This window comes from Autumnicola patrickiae, assembly GCF_031846525.1.
Classification (GTDB): Bacteria; Bacteroidota; Bacteroidia; order Flavobacteriales; family Flavobacteriaceae; genus Autumnicola; species Autumnicola patrickiae.
In genome coordinates this window covers 21,064-38,918 of the sequence record NZ_JAVRHM010000003.1, presented here as the reverse complement: position 1 = coordinate 38,918, position 17,855 = coordinate 21,064, and the positions used below count along the sequence as shown (strand labels likewise).

10 protein-coding genes are annotated in these 17,855 nt (G+C 39.1%); 4 read left to right on the top strand and 6 right to left on the bottom strand.

Going from position 1 to position 17,855, the window contains the following annotated elements; all coding sequences use genetic code 11:
* Positions 1-3: 3 nt before the first annotated feature.
* The gene (locus tag RM549_RS03925; RefSeq protein ID WP_311681712.1) at positions 4-2,094 is read right to left on the bottom strand and encodes a RagB/SusD family nutrient uptake outer membrane protein; all 2,091 of its coding nucleotides are present in this window, start codon (positions 2,092-2,094) and stop codon (positions 4-6) included.
* Positions 2,095-2,134: 40 nt separating this feature from the next.
* Positions 2,135-5,290, bottom strand: a complete 3,156-nt coding sequence (locus RM549_RS03920) for a SusC/RagA family TonB-linked outer membrane protein (RefSeq protein ID WP_311681710.1) — start codon at positions 5,288-5,290, stop codon at positions 2,135-2,137.
* A 436-nt stretch (positions 5,291-5,726) separates the two neighbouring features.
* Here RM549_RS03920 and RM549_RS03915 point away from each other — a divergent pair, with 436 nt between their 5' ends.
* From RM549_RS03915 to RM549_RS03900, 4 genes are all read left to right on the top strand, one after another.
* Positions 5,727-8,468, top strand: a complete 2,742-nt coding sequence (locus RM549_RS03915; RefSeq protein ID WP_311681708.1) for a glycosyl hydrolase — start codon at positions 5,727-5,729, stop codon at positions 8,466-8,468.
* Between the two features lie 31 nt (positions 8,469-8,499).
* Positions 8,500-9,627: a glycoside hydrolase family 88/105 protein gene (locus RM549_RS03910; protein ID WP_311681706.1), complete on the top strand. Its 1,128-nt coding sequence runs from the start codon at positions 8,500-8,502 to the stop codon at positions 9,625-9,627.
* Positions 9,628-9,676: 49 nt separating this feature from the next.
* The gene (locus RM549_RS03905; RefSeq protein WP_311681704.1) at positions 9,677-11,494 is read left to right on the top strand and encodes an alpha/beta hydrolase fold domain-containing protein; all 1,818 of its coding nucleotides are present in this window, start codon (positions 9,677-9,679) and stop codon (positions 11,492-11,494) included.
* A 118-nt stretch (positions 11,495-11,612) separates the two neighbouring features.
* Entirely contained in the window at positions 11,613-12,728 is a 1,116-nt protein-coding gene (locus RM549_RS03900) for a formylglycine-generating enzyme family protein (RefSeq protein WP_311681702.1), read from the top strand.
* Between the two features lie 160 nt (positions 12,729-12,888).
* On the opposite strand, the gene RM549_RS03895 is transcribed toward RM549_RS03900, so the two are convergent.
* The 4 genes from RM549_RS03895 to pelA all read right to left on the bottom strand — a co-directional run bounded on the left by RM549_RS03895 (position 12,889) and on the right by pelA (position 17,849).
* Positions 12,889-14,292, bottom strand: coding sequence for a Gfo/Idh/MocA family oxidoreductase (locus RM549_RS03895; protein WP_311681700.1), 1,404 nt, complete (start codon positions 14,290-14,292; stop codon positions 12,889-12,891).
* A gap of 288 nt (positions 14,293-14,580) precedes the next feature.
* Positions 14,581-14,931 (bottom strand): cupin domain-containing protein, encoded by a 351-nt coding sequence (locus RM549_RS03890; RefSeq protein WP_311681698.1) that lies wholly within the window; start codon positions 14,929-14,931, stop codon positions 14,581-14,583.
* A gap of 39 nt (positions 14,932-14,970) precedes the next feature.
* Complete coding sequence (fbp, locus tag RM549_RS03885; RefSeq protein WP_311681696.1) at positions 14,971-15,978, bottom strand: class 1 fructose-bisphosphatase; 1,008 nt, start codon at positions 15,976-15,978, stop codon at positions 14,971-14,973.
* 71 nt (positions 15,979-16,049) lie between these two features.
* Positions 16,050-17,849: a pectate lyase gene (pelA, locus tag RM549_RS03880; RefSeq protein ID WP_311681690.1), complete on the bottom strand. Its 1,800-nt coding sequence runs from the start codon at positions 17,847-17,849 to the stop codon at positions 16,050-16,052.
* Positions 17,850-17,855: the final 6 nt, after the last annotated feature.

Genomic DNA, 17,855 nt, shown 5'->3' with positions numbered 1-17,855 from the left:
CTATTAATAACCAGGATTTTGCCATGCATCTCTATCTCCCTGGGATAAATTAGATCCATCCTCATTTAAGAGCCCGTCAATAAAAGACTGAGGGATTGGTCTAAGTTCGTGTTTATTTGGTGTAATTGCTGTTGCTTCAGGATTAAATGTAGTAGCACGTAGAATTAGGGTTCCTGTTCTGGAAAGGGTTTCCCATCGTTGCCATTCTCCCAGTAATTCACGAGTGCGTTCATTTAAAATGAAATGTAATGCTCGTTCATAGGCTCCAGAGACACCCAATTCCGCAAGTATAGCTTCATCCTCATCAGGTAGATTATCCGGAAATGATGTCAAAGTTAATTCTGATGCAGCTGTGGTTACCTCTAGATCTGGATTAGATAGGTAATAGGTATTCATATTCAAATTAGAATTGATATAATTTTCTGCTGCACTACCTTCATTTAAAGAATTGTTTTCGAACGCCACTGAACCATCGATGTAGTATGACCTATTCTCCCCTTCATCCCATTCCGCTCTTGCTCTTATCGTATTAATATCATCCATAGCACTACCATACTGGCCTTGACGTGCATAACATTCTGCACGAATTAAATAAGTTTCTGCCAATCTGGCCATAGTCACATCACGATGGGCATCACCTTTTTCAGCAAAGCGGGAACCATCATCAGTTTTATTAATACCCGCAAAAAAATTCGAAATTGGGGTACTTTTAAATTGTGGTGAAACATATTCCCCGTTTTGGTATAGCACTAATGAGTTAGGTACATACTGACCTGGATTACTGGTTAATGAACCTGAGAATTCTGTTTGACGGGAACCCAATTCCCATTCAGGTAACCGTCCTTCAACATCCCTCCAGTCAGGGTTTTGTATGGCAGCCCCAAATGTAAAATTATCGTATGTATTATCATCTTGTGTATTCAAAATCATAACTATTCCCGGGTCTCCAAGTTCAACTCCCATATCATTATCAATAATATTGTTTGCTCCATAAACCGTTTTAAAAGTTTTCCACATTCTGGAATCATTTACATGATCAAATACAGCATAACTATATTCAGTTGGTCTCAATCTTTGAAAATCCATTCCACCAATCCAAACACCTCTTCTTACCCATCCTCCGGAAAAATTCGAGAATTGAGGAGTGAAATAATTATAAGTACGGTTTCCAAATCGTCCAGAAGTAGAAGCATCTGCATTATGAGGAGCAGCCATTAGTATCTCGTCAAGCTGCTCTGCTTCACTATCCACACCTGTCCAGTTAGCGTAAAGATCCCGGTAATCGTTGGCTAATGATCTTGCATTAATTGTGTAAGTGGCGGCTTCAATTGCCTCAGCCAAATCTGCTTCTTTATAACTGTCGTTCCAGGAATCATTACGTTCAGAAGATCTGAATAACAATGATTTTGCTAAGAAATGTCCAGCAGTCGCTTTGGTCCAGGTCACACCCTTACCATAAGTATAAACTTCACCTTCAAAAAGCTCGTAAGCATTCCGAAAATCTGAAATAACCTGCGCCCAGGATTCTTCTTCACTTGAACGTTCGAAGTTTCTTACTACCCCCATTGCAGGCTCTAACTGAAGTACTACTCCTCCATACTGTGCTATTAGACGATAATAATTATATCCTCTCATAAAATAAGCATGAGCCAAAGAGCGATTACGCAGTTCATCATTTTCCACAAAATCGGCATTGGCAATTATGGTATTGGCTGAAGCAATTCCATAATACATTTGATCCCAAAGAGACGCCGGAGATGTTGCGTTGTTGTTAGCAGCTCCCGTTGCTGGTGTAGCTCCCTGAGGTCCTAACCGGTTATCATAAGTATTCCACATTTCATTGGTCAAATCATTGGCATTTGTAAATTCATCTGTACCATAGAGCGTCAGTCCATAGGCCCATTCATAACCGAAATGCCAGCGGATATTGCCATATAACGACACCGTTAGATCTTCAATACCTTCAGCTGTTTGAAAATAATCTGTAGAATATTGGTTCTTTAATTCTTCATCTAGGAAATCTTTTTCACAAGAGGAAAGTGCTAATGCTATCATGATAATAAGAGCTTTACCACTATTTTTAAATGTTTTCATTTTCATCTTTTATCAAATTTGTTCTTACAGAATTTTTACTTTATATACCAATATCAAGACCCAAGGAGAAACTTCTATTAAAAATGGAAGAGTTCACATCAAAATCATACCAGTCTACTGCCTGATAAATACTTCCCGGGTTAAGAGCCTGCACATAAATTCTAAAGTTATTCAATCCCATTCTTGAATTAAATTCTGGTGAGAAATTGTATCCTAATGAGATATTTCTGATTTTTACAAACCCTGCATCTCTAATTCCTAACAGACCTGAAAATTCATCCAGAGATCCGGAGGTAGCCTGGCCAAGAATAGGTTTCTGAAAATTTGAATTAGGATTATCAGGTGTCCAGTAATCAACTTCTCGTTGGTTAGAACGAGCCGTCATAGCCTCTCCTCCTATTGAGGCGGTATAATCCAGCCTTGAAATGATCAACATACTTAATTCAAAACCTTTATAACCAAAGGAGTTGTTCCATCCTAGGGTCCATCTCGGATTAGTATTACCTAATATTGTTCTGTCATCTATAGTCATTTCATAATCTCCATCAAGGTCTCTAGGCCTTACATTACCTGGAGTAAAGCTATATCCGTTTGCATTCCATAATTCTATTTCAGCCTGATCTTGCGGAGTATCCTGCCAGATTCCTTCGTTGTCATAAGCATATATAACACCAATAGATTCACCAATAAACCAGTTATTATCCACCATATCATTTTCACCATAAGCAAGTTCATCAATTTCATCCACTTGCCAGGCAGCATTAAAATTAGACTCCCAGTAAAATCCATCTTCAGTTTCTATCGGAATTACGTTTAAAGAAACTTCCACTCCACGATTATTCGTTTTGCCAATATTTGCTATAGTTGAAGGAAATCCCGTTAGGGTAGGTATATTCACAGACATCAGCAAATCTGAAGTAAATGATCTATAGGCATTCAAATTTCCTGAAACACGATTATTAAATAATCCGAAATCTAATCCTATATTATATTGTGTTGTTTTTTCCCAGCCAATGTTAGGATTTGCCATAGATAATTGATCTCCGGAATAGTAAGGCTCATTAGTTGTATACCCAATCTGGTTGGACATCCCATTAAAAGGAAGAAAGACTGAAAGAATATCTCCTTTTGTTTCATAAGGATCAACTGCCGAATTCCCAGTTGTACCATATCCCAACCTAAGCTTTAACATATTTACCCAATCCGTATCAGCCAGAAAATCTTCCTGATCTAATCTCCATGCGAAAGCAGCTGACGAGAAAAAATCCCATTTACGTCCTTCACCAAGTTGAGAGGCTCCGTCCCACCGACCGGAAACCGTTAATAAATAGCGATCATCAAAGCCATAATGAACTCTCATCATATAAGAACTTAATTGTCGTTCGTTTAATCCTGATCCCATACCTGCATTATTCTCGGAATTTGTGATATCTATAGCTCCAAAGTTATTCCAGAGCATTGATTCTTTTGGAATATTATTAGCTGACATTTGGGAGTTTTCAATATTCCACGAAGATGCTGTTTGAAGTAAGGTTACATCAAAATTATGAACATCGGCTATTGTACGATTATAATTAATTTGGTTGTCTAATGTCCAGGAAAGATCCCTTCTGTTATTCAATCTTGCAAAATTAGTACCTTCACTTCCATCTGAATTAATCCTGTGCGCTGATGTTCCGTCTATATATACTCCTTCTCTCCAGTGACGAAAATCGGGGCCAAAATTTATCTTGTATCTTAAGCCCTCTAGTGGTCGCCACATTTCTCCAATATCAAATGTTGCAGATATGCTTCCCAAACCACGCATGGTTTGAGATAATTGCGTACTCTTATCCCATTCATTCATAACAGTATAAATAGTAGATTCTCCTCCTGGATTAATAACCAGGTTACCATCATTATCATACGGAACCGCAAAGTTATAGATGCTTTTGGCTGCGCCATAAATTGCGTTCGGACCTGAACTACTACGACCTCCAAGAGTTGAAAAGCCATAATCCTGTTCACTCCAGGAAAGGTTAAAATTAGCATCCAGAGAAAACCATTCTACAGGATCTATTGTAGTGCTAACATTAGCGGTATATCTTTCATAAAACTGGCCCTTTTGCGTGCCTTTATTATTTAAATACCCCACTGAAGCATATGCCTTCATCTTTTCTGTACCCCCACTAGCACTGATGGTGTGTTCGTTAAGAATTCCTGTTTGAGTAACATAATCTGTCCAATCTGTATTTGTAACTCTGGATGGATTAAAATTTCCATTCTCCCAGCCCTGCAATACGTTATCCCTTGAAGTTTGGCCATCTAGGGCACTATCAAAAATAAGTGCATCATTTTCCCGGGTAGGAGAATTCGGATTTGCATAAACTTCAGGATCTAAATTATAGGCAGCCCAACGTCTAAATTCTATGAAGTCTCCAGCACTCATTGCCGGCGCCCTGTCAACAATTTCGGATGCAGTTGCTGTTCCTGAATAATTTAAGCTGAACCTGCCTGTTTTCCCTTTTTTGGTAGTAACAATTATTACCCCGTTTGCTCCCCTGGAACCGTAAACAGCAGTTGCCGAAGCATCCTTAAGTACATCAATGGACGCAATATCCCGTGGGTTAATTGTTTCAATAGCCGAAGCCGATAACAGTGGAACCCCATCTACCACATAAAGAGGAGCATTACTTGCCGTTAAAGACCTGTTACCCCTAATACGTACAGTACCAATGGTGCCGGGTCGTTGATTGCTTGTAATATCAACACCTGCTGCCTTTCCCTGCAAAGCCTCGAAAACGTTACTTACAGGCTGGGTAAGAAGCTCTTCAGAACTTACGCTGGAAACTGCTCCGGTAACGTCAGATTTTTTCTGAGTACCATAACCTACTACCACTACTTCCTCCAGAATTGCGTTGTCCTGCTCTAAAACTACATTATAATTATCACTTTGACCAATTGTTCTTTCAATCGTTGTAGTCCCTATAAAAGAAAAAACAAGTACATCTCCCGGACTAGCTTCTAAACTATACTCCCCGTCAAAATCTGTCTGTGTGCCTTCACTTGTGCCCCTTAACATTACATTTACTCCCGGCATAGGAATACCATCTTGATCTGTAACTACACCAGTTACTGTTTTCTCTTGCGAAAAAGCAGAAAGACTGAAGAGAATACATGAAAAAGACATAAGGATCTTTAAAAATCTGTGTTTCATCTCGATCTCAAAATTTAGAATTTTACGTTTGTTTAACATTTTTTCAAATTTATCCTGTTGTAGAAGGAAAGCCATCCTGTACTGTACTGCCTGTAGAAAAAAAATTAAAATAAATCTTAACCTCTGTTTGCCAGTTAGGTCCAGCTTCTTATAATTAAAGGACAACACGTGTTTTGAAAAGGCCAGGATTATTTATTTAATTTTTGTCATTCTTAATATTTTTATGATTTATAAGAAAATTTTGCTTTTCTTGAAAGGGAACTATAGTTCATTAAAAATGCACAAATACAGGACGGCACAGGATGCTTTAAGAGACTGTAATTTCTATTTTTCGCTCATATTTTCGATTGAAACTTAAAACGTGCTTGGCTTCTCTAATAGCCAATCATAAAAATTCTGAAAGATTTATTATTAATTCGCACAAACAGTACTCGTAGTGTATAAAAAGACCCTCTTATTCTTACTTTTAGCAAGTATGATTGGCCAGGAATTTGTTGCTCAGGAAAATAGTTCATTAGACAAATCAAATCCCTTTCCCGAAATCACCAATACCACTAAACCCTGGACGCGCTGGTGGTGGATGGGAAATGCCGTGGATAAAGAAAATATCCTGAAAAATCTTGCGAAATTACAAAAAGCGGGCATTGGAGGTGTTGAAATTACGCCTATTTATGGTGTAAAAGGGGAAGAAGAAAATTATCTCGATTATCTTTCTCCCGAATATATGGAAGTTTTAGATTATACCATTCGCACAGCCGACAGTCTGGGAATGGAGGTAGATATGGTTCTGGGAACAGGATGGCCTTATGGAGGGCCACACGTAAGCCGGGAACATGCAGCTACAAAGTTGGTTACCCGTAAATTCGACCTAAAAAAAGGACAACGACTTAAAGAAAAAATAACTGTAGATACTTCCAAAGAAAAGCAACCTGCAAATCTACTATATGTATTGGCTTATGCCGAAAATGGTGATTTTAAAGACCTTACTAATAAGCTAGAAAAAGATAATTTTCTTAACTGGAAAGCAAAAGACTCAAATTATAAAATATATGCTGTTTTTACAGGAAAAACAGGCCAACAGGTGAAAAGGGCTGCCCCGGGAGGACAGGGTTATACGCTGGATCATTATTCAAAAAAGGCATTAGAAGCTTACGTAGAACCGTTTGACGAGGCTTTTTCAAACAGTTCTGAAAAAGTGCGTGCGATCTTTAATGACAGCTATGAAGTTTATGGTACAGATTTCACCGCGGCCTTCTTTAAAGAGTTCGAAGAGCGAAGAGGTTATGATCTTAAACCATACATCCCGCACTTATTAGAGGAATCCAGTGCTGAAGAAGCCAACCGTGTCAAGAGTGATTACAGGGAAACAATTTCAGATTTACTTTTAGAAGAATTTAATAAACCCTGGACAGCGTGGGCAAATAATCATGGCTTTAAAACAAGGCTGCAGGCTCATGGTTCCCCGGGTAATTTACTGGATATGTATGCCGCTGCAGATATTCCCGAATGTGAAACTTTTGGATCTATGCCTTTCGATATTCCTGGGTTAAGAAGGGAAAAGGAAGATATAAGGGAAGGTGATGCCGATCCTGTTATGCTGAAATTTTCATCTTCGGCAGCACACATTGCCGGAAAACCATTAACTTCTTCAGAAAGTTTTACATGGTTGAGGGATCATTTTAAAACAGCACTTTCCCAGACTAAACCTGAAGCTGAAGAACTCTTTCTTAACGGCATAAATCATATGTTCCTTCACGGCACCACCTATTCGCCTGAACGTGCCGGCTGGCCTGGCTGGAAATTTTATGCTTCCGTAAATTTTAGTCCGAACAATACAATCTGGGAAGATGCGCCACAACTATTTTCTTATATCGCCAACTGCCAGTCCATGCTTCAGTCTGGAAAACCGGATAATGAAAATCTGGTTTACTGGCCTATACATGATGAGTGGAACAAATTTCATGACGGAAAATTATTTTTTCAGTTTAAAATCCATTCCCTGGACGAATGGTTACATGGAACATCTTTCTATAAGGTGACACAGGAAATGATGAACAAAGGATTTGGAGTTGATTTTATATCTGACAGGTTTATTGCTGAAGCCACAGTAAGAGATGGATTAATTCAATTACCGGGGGGAGATTTCAAAAGTCTTGTCATACCCAATAGCGACAAAATGCCTTTGGAAACATTAAAAAAGCTGCTGGAGCTTAAAGAGCAGGGAGCAAAGATTATTTTTGAAGGCCTTCCGGAATCAGTACCGGGAATGTACAAGTATAAAGAACAGAATCGCGAGTTACAGGCTCTTCTTCAAAATAGTTCCATACAAACGGTAGAACTTTCTCAGCTTTCCGATGAATTAAAAAATAGTGGCATTTCTCCCGAAATCTTGGTTGACACGGGATTGAAATATATACGTAGAGAAGTAGATGCAGAAAAAATATATTTCGTTGTAAATCATACTTCAGAAGCAATAAAGGAATATATTCCGTTACAAACAAAGGCAGAAAATGTGATTATGTTTGATCCGTTGACGGGCAGACATGGTAAAGCTGAAATTAAAACTGAAGGTAATATCACCAAGGTAAGGGTAAATATCGCTTCCGGAGAATCTTTCTTCCTTAAAACCGAAGAAAATACGACTGTAACTCCATGGAAATATTATGAACCGGTTGGAAACCCTTTAGATATTACCGGCGAATGGAAAATTTCTTTTGAAAAAGGCGGACCGGAATTGCCTTCTGATAAACAAATAAACAAATTAGAATCCTGGACAGAACTAGGAGATGATGCTGAAGCATTCTCCGGAACTGCTGTGTATGAAACTCAATTTAACAAGCCTGATTTCGATGCAGATAGCTGGCAATTAAATTTAGGAGATGTTCGAGAAAGTGCACAAGTCTGGATTAATGATGAGTATGTGGGAACTGCATGGTCTGTTCCATTTAAATTAATTATTGGTAACCTCAACAAAGGACAAAACACGTTAAAAATAAAAGTAACAAATCTGGCAGCTAATCGAATTCGTGCCAAAGAGCAAAGGGGTGAAGAATGGAAAATCTTTCATGAAATTAATATGGTTGATAAAGATTACCAGGAGTTCGATGCCACAAAATGGGACGCTATGCCTTCAGGGCTTTTAGGCCCCGTTACCATAACTCCGTTAGAAGAAAAATAAATTAAAGAATAGTAATAATAGATTAAACCTAATGAAAAAAGTTTTCCTGTTTTTAAGTCTTACAATAGCAATTAATACTGTATCAACGGCTCAACAACCATTTGATCGGGAAGAAGTTTTAGAACAAATGCAATTGGCCAATAAATACTTTATGCAAAAATGGCCAGATGTAGGTAAAACCATTATTACCAACAAAGAACGCCCAAGCCATATCTGGACACGTGCGGTTTACTATGAAGGGCTTATGGCATTGCATGAAATCTTTCCTAAAAAAGAATACTACAACTATGCTCTGGACTGGGCCAATTTTCACAATTGGGGTTTTAGAAGTGGGAACGAAACAAGGAATGCAGATGATTACTGTGCAGCTCAGACTTATATAGATCTTTATAATCTGGAGCCAAAACCAGAAAAACTTACAAACACAAGGGCAGCCATGCAAAAATTTTTGCATACACCGCAAAACGGGGACTGGGATTGGATAGATGCAATACAAATGGGCATGCCTGTTTTTGCAAAAATGGGTGTTCTTGAAAATGACGAACGGTATTTTGTAAAAATGTACGATATGTATATGTATTCCAGAAATATCGAAGGTGAGAACGGACTCTTTAATGAAGAGGAAGGGCTATGGTGGCGGGATGCCGATTTTGATCCTCCCTATACCGAACCTAACGGTGAAGACAGCTACTGGAGTCGTGGAAATGGGTGGGTTATTGCCGCTTTGGCCAAAGTTTTGGATATAATTCCAGAAGATGCACCACACCGCCAACAGTATATAGATGATTTAGAAATTATGGCAGATGCGCTTATTAAGGTACAGCGTGAAGATGGCTTCTGGAACGTAAGCTTACATGATGAAAATCACTTTGGAGGCAAAGAATTAACCGGAACAGCCTTTTTCGTTTACGGAATGGCTTATGGAGTTAACAACGGCTTTCTTGATAAAGAAAAGTATCTTCCTGCAATCGAAAAGGGTTGGAACGCCATGATTAACGATGGACTTCATGACGATGGTTTCCTTGGCTATGTACAATCTACCGGAAAAGAACCTAAAGACGGGCAGCCTCTTTCGTATGATAAAGTTCCTGATTTTGAAGATTATGGTTTAGGAGGTTTTCTTCTGGCCGGATCTGAAATCTATAAAATGGAATTCTAGCTAAAATTTTATAATTGTATTTTTAGCATCAAATAATTTATAGCAAATAATGGCAGGTTTTCAATTTATCAAATTCAAATATCTTTTTCTTCTAATTTGCTTTAGCGCCACTGGAAAAATGTTTTGCCAGGATAAAGTATTCAATCTTTGGGAAAATACGGTTCCCGGTGCTGTAACCACCAAAGAATATAAGGAGGAATACAGAAAAGATGCTGAAGGAAATATTACGGGTATAAGTAAAGTCTCCACTCCTACCCTCAGTTTATTTCTTCCAAAAGAGGAAAAAGAGAATGGAACTGCTGTAATTATTCTTCCCGGCGGTGGTTATGGCCATCTTGCAGTAGAAAAGGAAGGATATAAAGTCGCCCGATGGTTCAACGAAGCCGGAGTAACGGCCTTTGTGCTGAAGTACCGTTTGCCTTCAGATAAAATCATGAAAAAAAAAGCCATCGCTCCTTTAGCAGATGCACAACAGGCAGTTCGATATGTGAGGAAGAATGCTGAAAAATGGAATTTAGATCCTGAAAAAGTCGGTGTTATAGGGTTTTCAGCGGGAGGACACCTGGCGGCAAGTTTGTCCACCCGCTATGATGAAAAGCTTATGGTGAAAATTGACAAAATTAGTGCCCGACCAGATTTTAGCATATTGATCTATCCGGTAATTTCTATGAAGGATTCCCTTACTCATGAAGGTTCCCGGACGAACCTCCTTGGAGCTAACGTCAGCGAATCATTAAAAAATCAGTTTTCCAATGAGAATCTTGTCAGCTCCTCGACTCCGCCTACATTTCTTGTCCACGCCACAGACGATCATGCAGTTCCTGTAGAGAACAGTTTGGTTTATTATTCAGCACTTAAAGGTAAAAATGTACCGGTTGAACTTCATATTTACGAAAAAGGTGGACATGGATTTGGAATGGGAACAAACGGTACCAACCAATACTGGCCGCAATCTCTTAAAAAATGGCTGCAACAGAATAACTTTCTTGAAGAAGAGCAGGCGCTCTTATTTTCCTATTTTAAAGGTAATGGAGAGGACGGTTTACATCTCGCATATAGCGAAGATGGTTACAAATGGGAAGCTTTAAATAACGACCAATCGTTTCTTACACCAGAACTGGGCAATGAAAAACTAATGCGCGATCCCTGCATAATAAAAGGTGGAGATGGCAAATACCATATGGTTTGGACAGTCGGCTGGACAGAAAAAGGTGTTGGTTATGCCACTTCAGAAGATTTAATTAACTGGTCCAAACAGCAATTCTTACCTGTTATGGAACATGAAGAAAATGCCAGGAATACCTGGGCTCCTGAAATTACTTACGATGAAGAAAATAATGAATACGTGATTTACTGGGCGACAACAATTAGAGGTAGATTTCCGGAAACGCAAATTGATGCCGATGATGGTTATAACCACCGCATGTATTACACCACCACTACGGACTTTCAAAATTTTTCCCCCACTAAGCTGCTTTACGAACCCGGCTTCAATGTTATAGACGCAACCATTCAGAAAAAACAAGATCAATATGTTATGTTTCTGAAAGATGAAACCAGAGACCCTGCTCAAAAGAACATCAGGATAGCCTACGGAAAGAATTTAACGGGACCTTATTCTGAAGCCGGCGAACCTATTACAGGAGATTACTGGGCAGAAGGTCCTACAGCAACGGTAATTGATGGCACATGGATGGTCTATTTCGATAAATATATAGAGAAAGAATTTGGTGCTGTTAGATCTGAAGATTTGGAAAATTGGGAGGATATATCCGATAAAATTTCATTTCCGGAAGGAACAAGGCACGGCAGTGTTATAAAGGTTCCGAATAAAATCCTGGAAAATTTGAAGAACCTGGAAAACTAAGTTTCTGTTGAAGGCTTTTTTCCTTTGAATATATTTTTTGATTTTCTGAAGTATAAATGCCTGCAGGGCAACTATACTACTATAATAGTTTCTGAAAATTTCTTACCGGTTTAAAACTATGAATAAACTTCAACTTTCAGCATTCAGTTTATTTCTAATTCTGAATCTTGGCTGCAGGCAATCAGCTGAAAATTCCGAAGAGAAATCCCCAGTTTCCATAATCCTGAAGGAGAAACCTGGAGATATTGAAGTACCTGAAGGGATGGTTTGGATACCAGGAGGACAATTTATGCAGGGCGCCTTAGAAAATGACCCCCAGGCACTAAACCATGAAAAACCAGCTCATCAGGTAATTCTCGATGGTTTCTTTATGAGCGAAACCGAGGTGACCAATGCTGATTTCAGGAAATTTGTAGATAAAACCGGATATATTACTATTGCTGAGCGCGAGATAGACTGGGACGAAATTAAAAAACAATTACCTCCCGGTGCCTCAAAGCCCCACGATTCTATTCTTCAACCTGGTTCGCTGATCTTTAAAAAGACCCCAAAGAGCTTAGCTAACCTGTATGATCATTCCCAGTGGTGGGAATGGAGAATTGGAGCGAACTGGAAGCATCCAAAAGGCCCGGGGAGTAGTATAGCTGGAAAAGGCAATTATCCGGTGGTACATATCACCTTTGAAGATGCAGTGGCTTATTGCAATTGGTCTGGAACTACATTGCCAACAGAAGCCCAGTGGGAGTATGCCGCAAGAGGAGGATTTGACGATGTTCTTTATTTCTGGGGAGATGACTCTGATAAACTTTCAGAAATGGCTAATACCTGGGAAGGGGAATTTCCGACTAAAAACACACGAGAGGATGGTTTTGAAGGGCTTGCACCTGTAAAATCCTTTCCACCAAATAAATTCGGGCTGTATGAAATGGCAGGAAATGTTTGGGAATTTACAAAAGACTGGTACAATATTAACTATTACAAAACCGCTTTGGATAAAGGGATTTCTAAAAACCCTGAAGGTGCAAAGACCCCTTATAATCCTCAAAATCCACAGATGGAACAAAAAATTATTAAAGGCGGATCCTTTTTATGCAATGCTTCCTATTGCGCAAGCTACAGAATTTCAGCACGTATGGCCAATTCTTTGGATTCTTCACAGGAACATCTTGGATTCCGCGTAATGGCCACTCCGGAAATGATGAGGGAAAGAAAAAACAGGAAAACTGGTTCTTGAAAATTTGGTACTCCAACTAATATACGGCCGAAAACTGGCATTTTAGAGCATGGCCTGAAAATGCCAGTTTTCGACTCTAAATAAACAAGATATCAGGTTAACTCCTTTAAAGCATAAATTAACCGTCATTAAGTAGAATCCCATTAACCACAGGGCTAAGTTACTCCAATATTCTCTTCACCTGAGGCTCTAGATCAGTTAAATCTGCTATTTGCACAGGCTTTCCGCTCTCTATGCTTTTTCTGGCTGCGATACCTATTAAGATAGACATGGCACCGTCACGTAATCCCGCTGCCCTGTCATAACGATCCTTCTGTTCCGGGTGTTCAAAAACCTGTTCATGTAGACGTTTATCTCCTCCTCCATGACCAGCTCTTTCCATGGGCACTTCAACCGTTTCAAAATCCTCCCAAAGCTTATGTGTAATAACCGGTTCATAGGACAATTCATCATTTTCCTGAGACATTTCTGCAGCATGTAACTCTTCCTGACTCATGTTGACGTTCTGGTTATAGGGAATATCAAGTGAGGCTTCAATTCTTCCTTTAGTTCCGTTAAAAGCAATACGCCAGCCTTCAAAAGGAGAATAGGTAGTAAGCGAATAATTGACCACTACATTATTCATATACTTAATCTGGGCCGACATTTTATCGTAGATGTTAATTTCTTTTCCCCACACGCAGTTGTCACGAATATAGCCATCGTGCTCCTCGTTTTTGACATAAAGATCCATCGAGCGTCGATCCTTTGTAATATCCCAGTAAAAATCACATTCAGATTTATGAGGGCAGACTCTGCAAAAATCTCCACGGAATGGATGGTTATGTCCATAGAATTCAAGATCTCCGTAAGCAAATACTTCTTCAGGATCAGAATCCAGCCACCAGTTTAGAAGGTCAAAATGATGCGTGGATTTGTGCACTAATAAAGTTCCTCCCTTTTCCCGCAATCCATGCCATCTTCTAAAATATGAGGCTCCGTGATAAGTATTTAAATACCAGTGAAAATCTACTGATGTAACTTTTCCAATTGTTCCTTCAGAAATTAATTCTTTTACTTTTGTATTATAGGGACTCCAGCGATAATTAAAACCTACAATAAGTTTTTTATCATATTTTCTCTCAGCATTAATTATTTCCTGACACTTCTGTTCATCTGTGGTTAAAGGTTTTTCTGAAAGCACATCGCACCCCATCTCTAATCCTTTCACAATAAATTCATGATGTGTGGAATCTACAGTTGTTACAATTACAAGATCAGGTTTGGATTTGTTTACCATCTTACCAAAATCAGTATATGTAGGACAGTCAACTTGCATATACTGGCGGGCATATTCAAGCCTTCCAGGATTTATATCACAGAGTCCGACGAATTCCAGGTCGTCTGGATACTTTTCAACCAATTCTCTTCCCCAATAACTGGTACCACGAATACCTGTACCCACTAAAGCGATTTTTAGTTTTCTATCTCCCAGCCCAAACCCCCAGGAAGGCAAAGGCAGAAAAGTGCCTGCAGCTAAAATACTCATGGATTTAAGAAAAGCTCTTCTGGAATCTTCCATCATAATTGAAGTATTAAGGACGTAATGAATTGTCGACCTCTTGAAGTTCTGGTTTTAAGCCAAAAGAACCATCCTGTACTTACCTGAATTTCAAAATTTTGTAGACCAATAGAAAAAATGATAATCACTTTTAGGTGATACTTTATAAATTTAAAGGTCGATAATGGACATTTTGAAGCATGCTCTAAAATGTCAATTATCGACCTTTTTATCCTGTTTTAATTCTGGATATTATTATAGAAGAATACTACCCGCTAAATTCAATTTTTCAGAATTTACTTTACTGAATTCCTACTTCAAAAAATCTTCCCTCACGGGGCTAAAAACATCTACCAAAACTCCTGCCTCCAAACATTCTGCACCGTGTTTAGCATTAGGCGGAACAAAGAATCCGTCGCCTGCACTCAAAACTTCCGATTTTCCTTCTATTGTAATTTTAAATTTACCCGAAGCAACATAAGAACCCTGACTGTGAAAATGATCATGCACATATCCCACCGCACCTTTTTCGAACTTGACCTTTACAAGCATAAGTTGCGTGTTATAACCCATGATCTGGCGGGTGATCCCTTTATCTGCTTTTTCCCACGGAGAAGTTTCTTCTGTAAAAAAGTTATCTCCGTTTAATTTTATATTTTTCATATTCTTTATTCTTCTTCAGTAATAACTACTGAAATGTTTCTATTGGTTGTCCCTCATAAATTCTTCGGCCTTTTCTACCATTTCTCTGTTTCCGCAAAAGAAAGGTACCCTTTCATGAAGTTCTGTAGGTTTAATTTTCATTATTCTTATAAAGCCATCGGTACATTTCCCTCCAGCCTGTTCAGTTAAAAAAGCCATAGGATTACATTCGTACAAGAGCCGTAATTTACCTTTTGGCGACGTGGTTCCTGTAGGATACAAATAGATCCCGCCCAACAACATATTGCGATGAAAATCTGCTACCAGGGAACCGGTATATCTTGAAGTATAAGGTCTTCCATCCTCTTCATCTATATCCTGCACCCATTTGATGAATTTCTTTACTCCCATAGGAAAATGCACATAGTTCCCTTCGTTTACGGAATATATTTTACCATGATCAGGAAATTTAATTTCGGGATGAGATAGGAAAAAAGAGCCTATTCCGGGGTCAAAAGTAAATCCGTTTACGCCATTGCCCGTAGTGTAAACGAGAATAGTTGAAGTCCCGTAAATAATATAGCCCGCTGCAACCTGATTCTCTCCGGGTTGCAGAAAATCTTCCTTCGTTACCGGCGTACCAGGTTTGGAAATTCTCCTGTATATGCTAAAAATTGTTCCAACAGTTATATCAACATCTATATTGGAAGAGCCATCTAAAGGATCCAGTAGAACGATATACTTAGCATCCTTGTGCATATCTTCATCAAAAACCAGGTAATCTTCCATCTCCTCTGATGCCAATCCACAAATTTCTCCGCGGTTTTTTAATGTACTTATAAAAACATCATTTGCCATTACGTCCAATTTCGCCTGGTCCTCTCCCTGTACGTTTTCATTTCCGGCTTTTCCCAATATTTCTGAAAGTCCGGCTTTATTAATCGCCTGATTCACCACTTTTCCTGCAAGCCGAATCGAACTTAAAAGTGCACTTAATTCGCCTTTCGCGTACGGAAAGTCCTTCTGATTTTCTATTATAAATTCCCCAAGTGTAATATGTCTTTCCATTTCAATCTTTTTTTAATTTTTATCCTGATTCCCTGTACGGAAATTTTATTCTGCCAGAGGATAGTAAAATTCTAGTTCTTTTCCTCCCACTCTGGAAAATCTTCTTTTAAAAGATCTTCGGCATAATTACCGATGTAGCTGTAACCGATTCGCCGTTCATGCTCGATTTCAGATAAATTATATTTTACAATTCCATCACGACCTACAAACATCGGTTTATTGGTTCCAATCTCGTAGAACCTTGCCCAAAGCAGATCAGCATCGGGGTCTTCAACCAGCACCCGATCATAACCTCTAGGCAAGGAACTGTCATTTTTCCGCACTAACTTTTTTCCGGTAACTTTGGAATCCTCAAACCATTTAACGGCACTTCTTATAGCATTCTTCACCTGCTCATTGGGTTCTTCTATTTTCATTAGATATTCAACAATGTCCACGCTTTCTTTTCCGCTGAGGGAAGGCAGTTCATAAGACCTGGCTTTAGCTGGTTCTAAGCTATTTTTATCATGTTGAGCTGCCCAGGCAGTAAGTTTACCATCCACTTTTATTTGGGTTTTCAGAATTATTTCCAGACCTTTTTCTATAGCTTTTTGAGCATCTTCCTGCCGCTCTGCATCCACAAATATAAAAGGCTCCTCCTCCAGGGCTACATCCCTCAATAAATTCATAACGCCTATCATAGCACCGTCATTAAAGGTAATATGTTCATAATAACCTTCACGAATTGGATAAAACTGAGGCCAACCCCCATTTTCGTATTGCGCTTCTAAAAGGAAATCAATTCCCTGTAAAAATGATTGTTTATAAGCCTCTTCTCCCGTAGCATCATAAACTTTGGCCAGATAACGCATCTGTTTTACAGTTGCACCATTGTCTATAGTAGTTCCTGTTTCTTCTGCCTTTTCTTTCTGTAGCTGGCGTTTTTCAGCAGGAGTAAGTTCATCAGCCATGTTGATGTTCTTGTTCCAGCCACCATTGTTATTCTGATAAAGCATTACATTATCTGCTATTCTTTGTGCTTCTCTACTTCCATACCAACTATCTTCCTGCCGTTGTGCTTCCCTCCACGTCATCTTCTTTGCAGATTGGACGTTGTTATTATTCATTCCAAATCCAGGATTTTGAAGAGTCTCCTTCTTAATATATCCGAATAATTCCAGATTTTGCCTTGCGATTTCCTGCAGGGCCAGCGTAGCGACCAATGTTGCTCCTTTTTTGGAGAGGTGAGTATCATCTTCCAATCCCTCAGGTTTATAGTCGTTTTCCCCCGGTTCAAGATGTAAATGAAGATCTTTGGATTTTTCTGGACCGTATGCGATCTCCATCTTTTCGGTGAGCCACTGTAAATCTACAAAAGGCACTTCCAGGTTTCTAGCCACCATTCTTACAACCAGCGGATATTCTCCGTGCGTATCAACCAGAACGCCATGTTCATTAAAATTGCGACGTACAATAGAACTGAATAGAAGAGGTGTGGCTCCTCTTTCCCTGGTCTCTTTAACAAATCGTTCAAGATTGTAGCGGTATTGGGTAAACGGATTAGTATAACGTGTAGCATCTTTTATTTTCTGGTCATTATGTCCAAACTGGATAAAAACATAATCTCCTTCCTTGAGCTGCTCTCTGACTTTCTCCCATCTTCCTTCGGAAATAAAACTGCGGCTGCTTCTGCCATTTACAGCATGATTTTCTACTTTAATTCCATCTGTTAATAATTCCGGAAGCATCTGTCCCCAGCCGTGCTCAGGATTTTGTTCCGGATCTTTTTTATCAGACATTGTGGAATCGCCAATCAGGTATATTGTAGGCGTTTCCTGCGCTGAAAGATTTATCACAAGCAGTAGTATTATTCCTGAAAAAAGAGATTTCATAAATTA

What these genes read in the sequence shown, in the direction of transcription:
- RM549_RS03925 (WP_311681712.1), bottom strand. Translation starts at nt 2,094, where the DNA reads ATGAAAACATTTAAAAATAGTGGTAAAGCTCTTATTATCATGATAGCA.
- RM549_RS03920 (WP_311681710.1), bottom strand. Translation starts at nt 5,290, where the DNA reads ATGAAACACAGATTTTTAAAGATCCTTATGTCTTTTTCATGTATTCTC.
- RM549_RS03910 (WP_311681706.1), top strand. Translation starts at nt 8,500, where the DNA reads ATGAAAAAAGTTTTCCTGTTTTTAAGTCTTACAATAGCAATTAATACT.
- RM549_RS03905 (WP_311681704.1), top strand. Translation starts at nt 9,677, where the DNA reads ATGGCAGGTTTTCAATTTATCAAATTCAAATATCTTTTTCTTCTAATT.
- RM549_RS03900 (WP_311681702.1), top strand. Translation starts at nt 11,613, where the DNA reads ATGAATAAACTTCAACTTTCAGCATTCAGTTTATTTCTAATTCTGAAT.
- RM549_RS03895 (WP_311681700.1), bottom strand. Translation starts at nt 14,292, where the DNA reads ATGATGGAAGATTCCAGAAGAGCTTTTCTTAAATCCATGAGTATTTTA.
- RM549_RS03890 (WP_311681698.1), bottom strand. Translation starts at nt 14,931, where the DNA reads ATGAAAAATATAAAATTAAACGGAGATAACTTTTTTACAGAAGAAACT.
- fbp (WP_311681696.1), bottom strand. Translation starts at nt 15,978, where the DNA reads ATGGAAAGACATATTACACTTGGGGAATTTATAATAGAAAATCAGAAG.
- pelA (WP_311681690.1), bottom strand. Translation starts at nt 17,849, where the DNA reads ATGAAATCTCTTTTTTCAGGAATAATACTACTGCTTGTGATAAATCTT.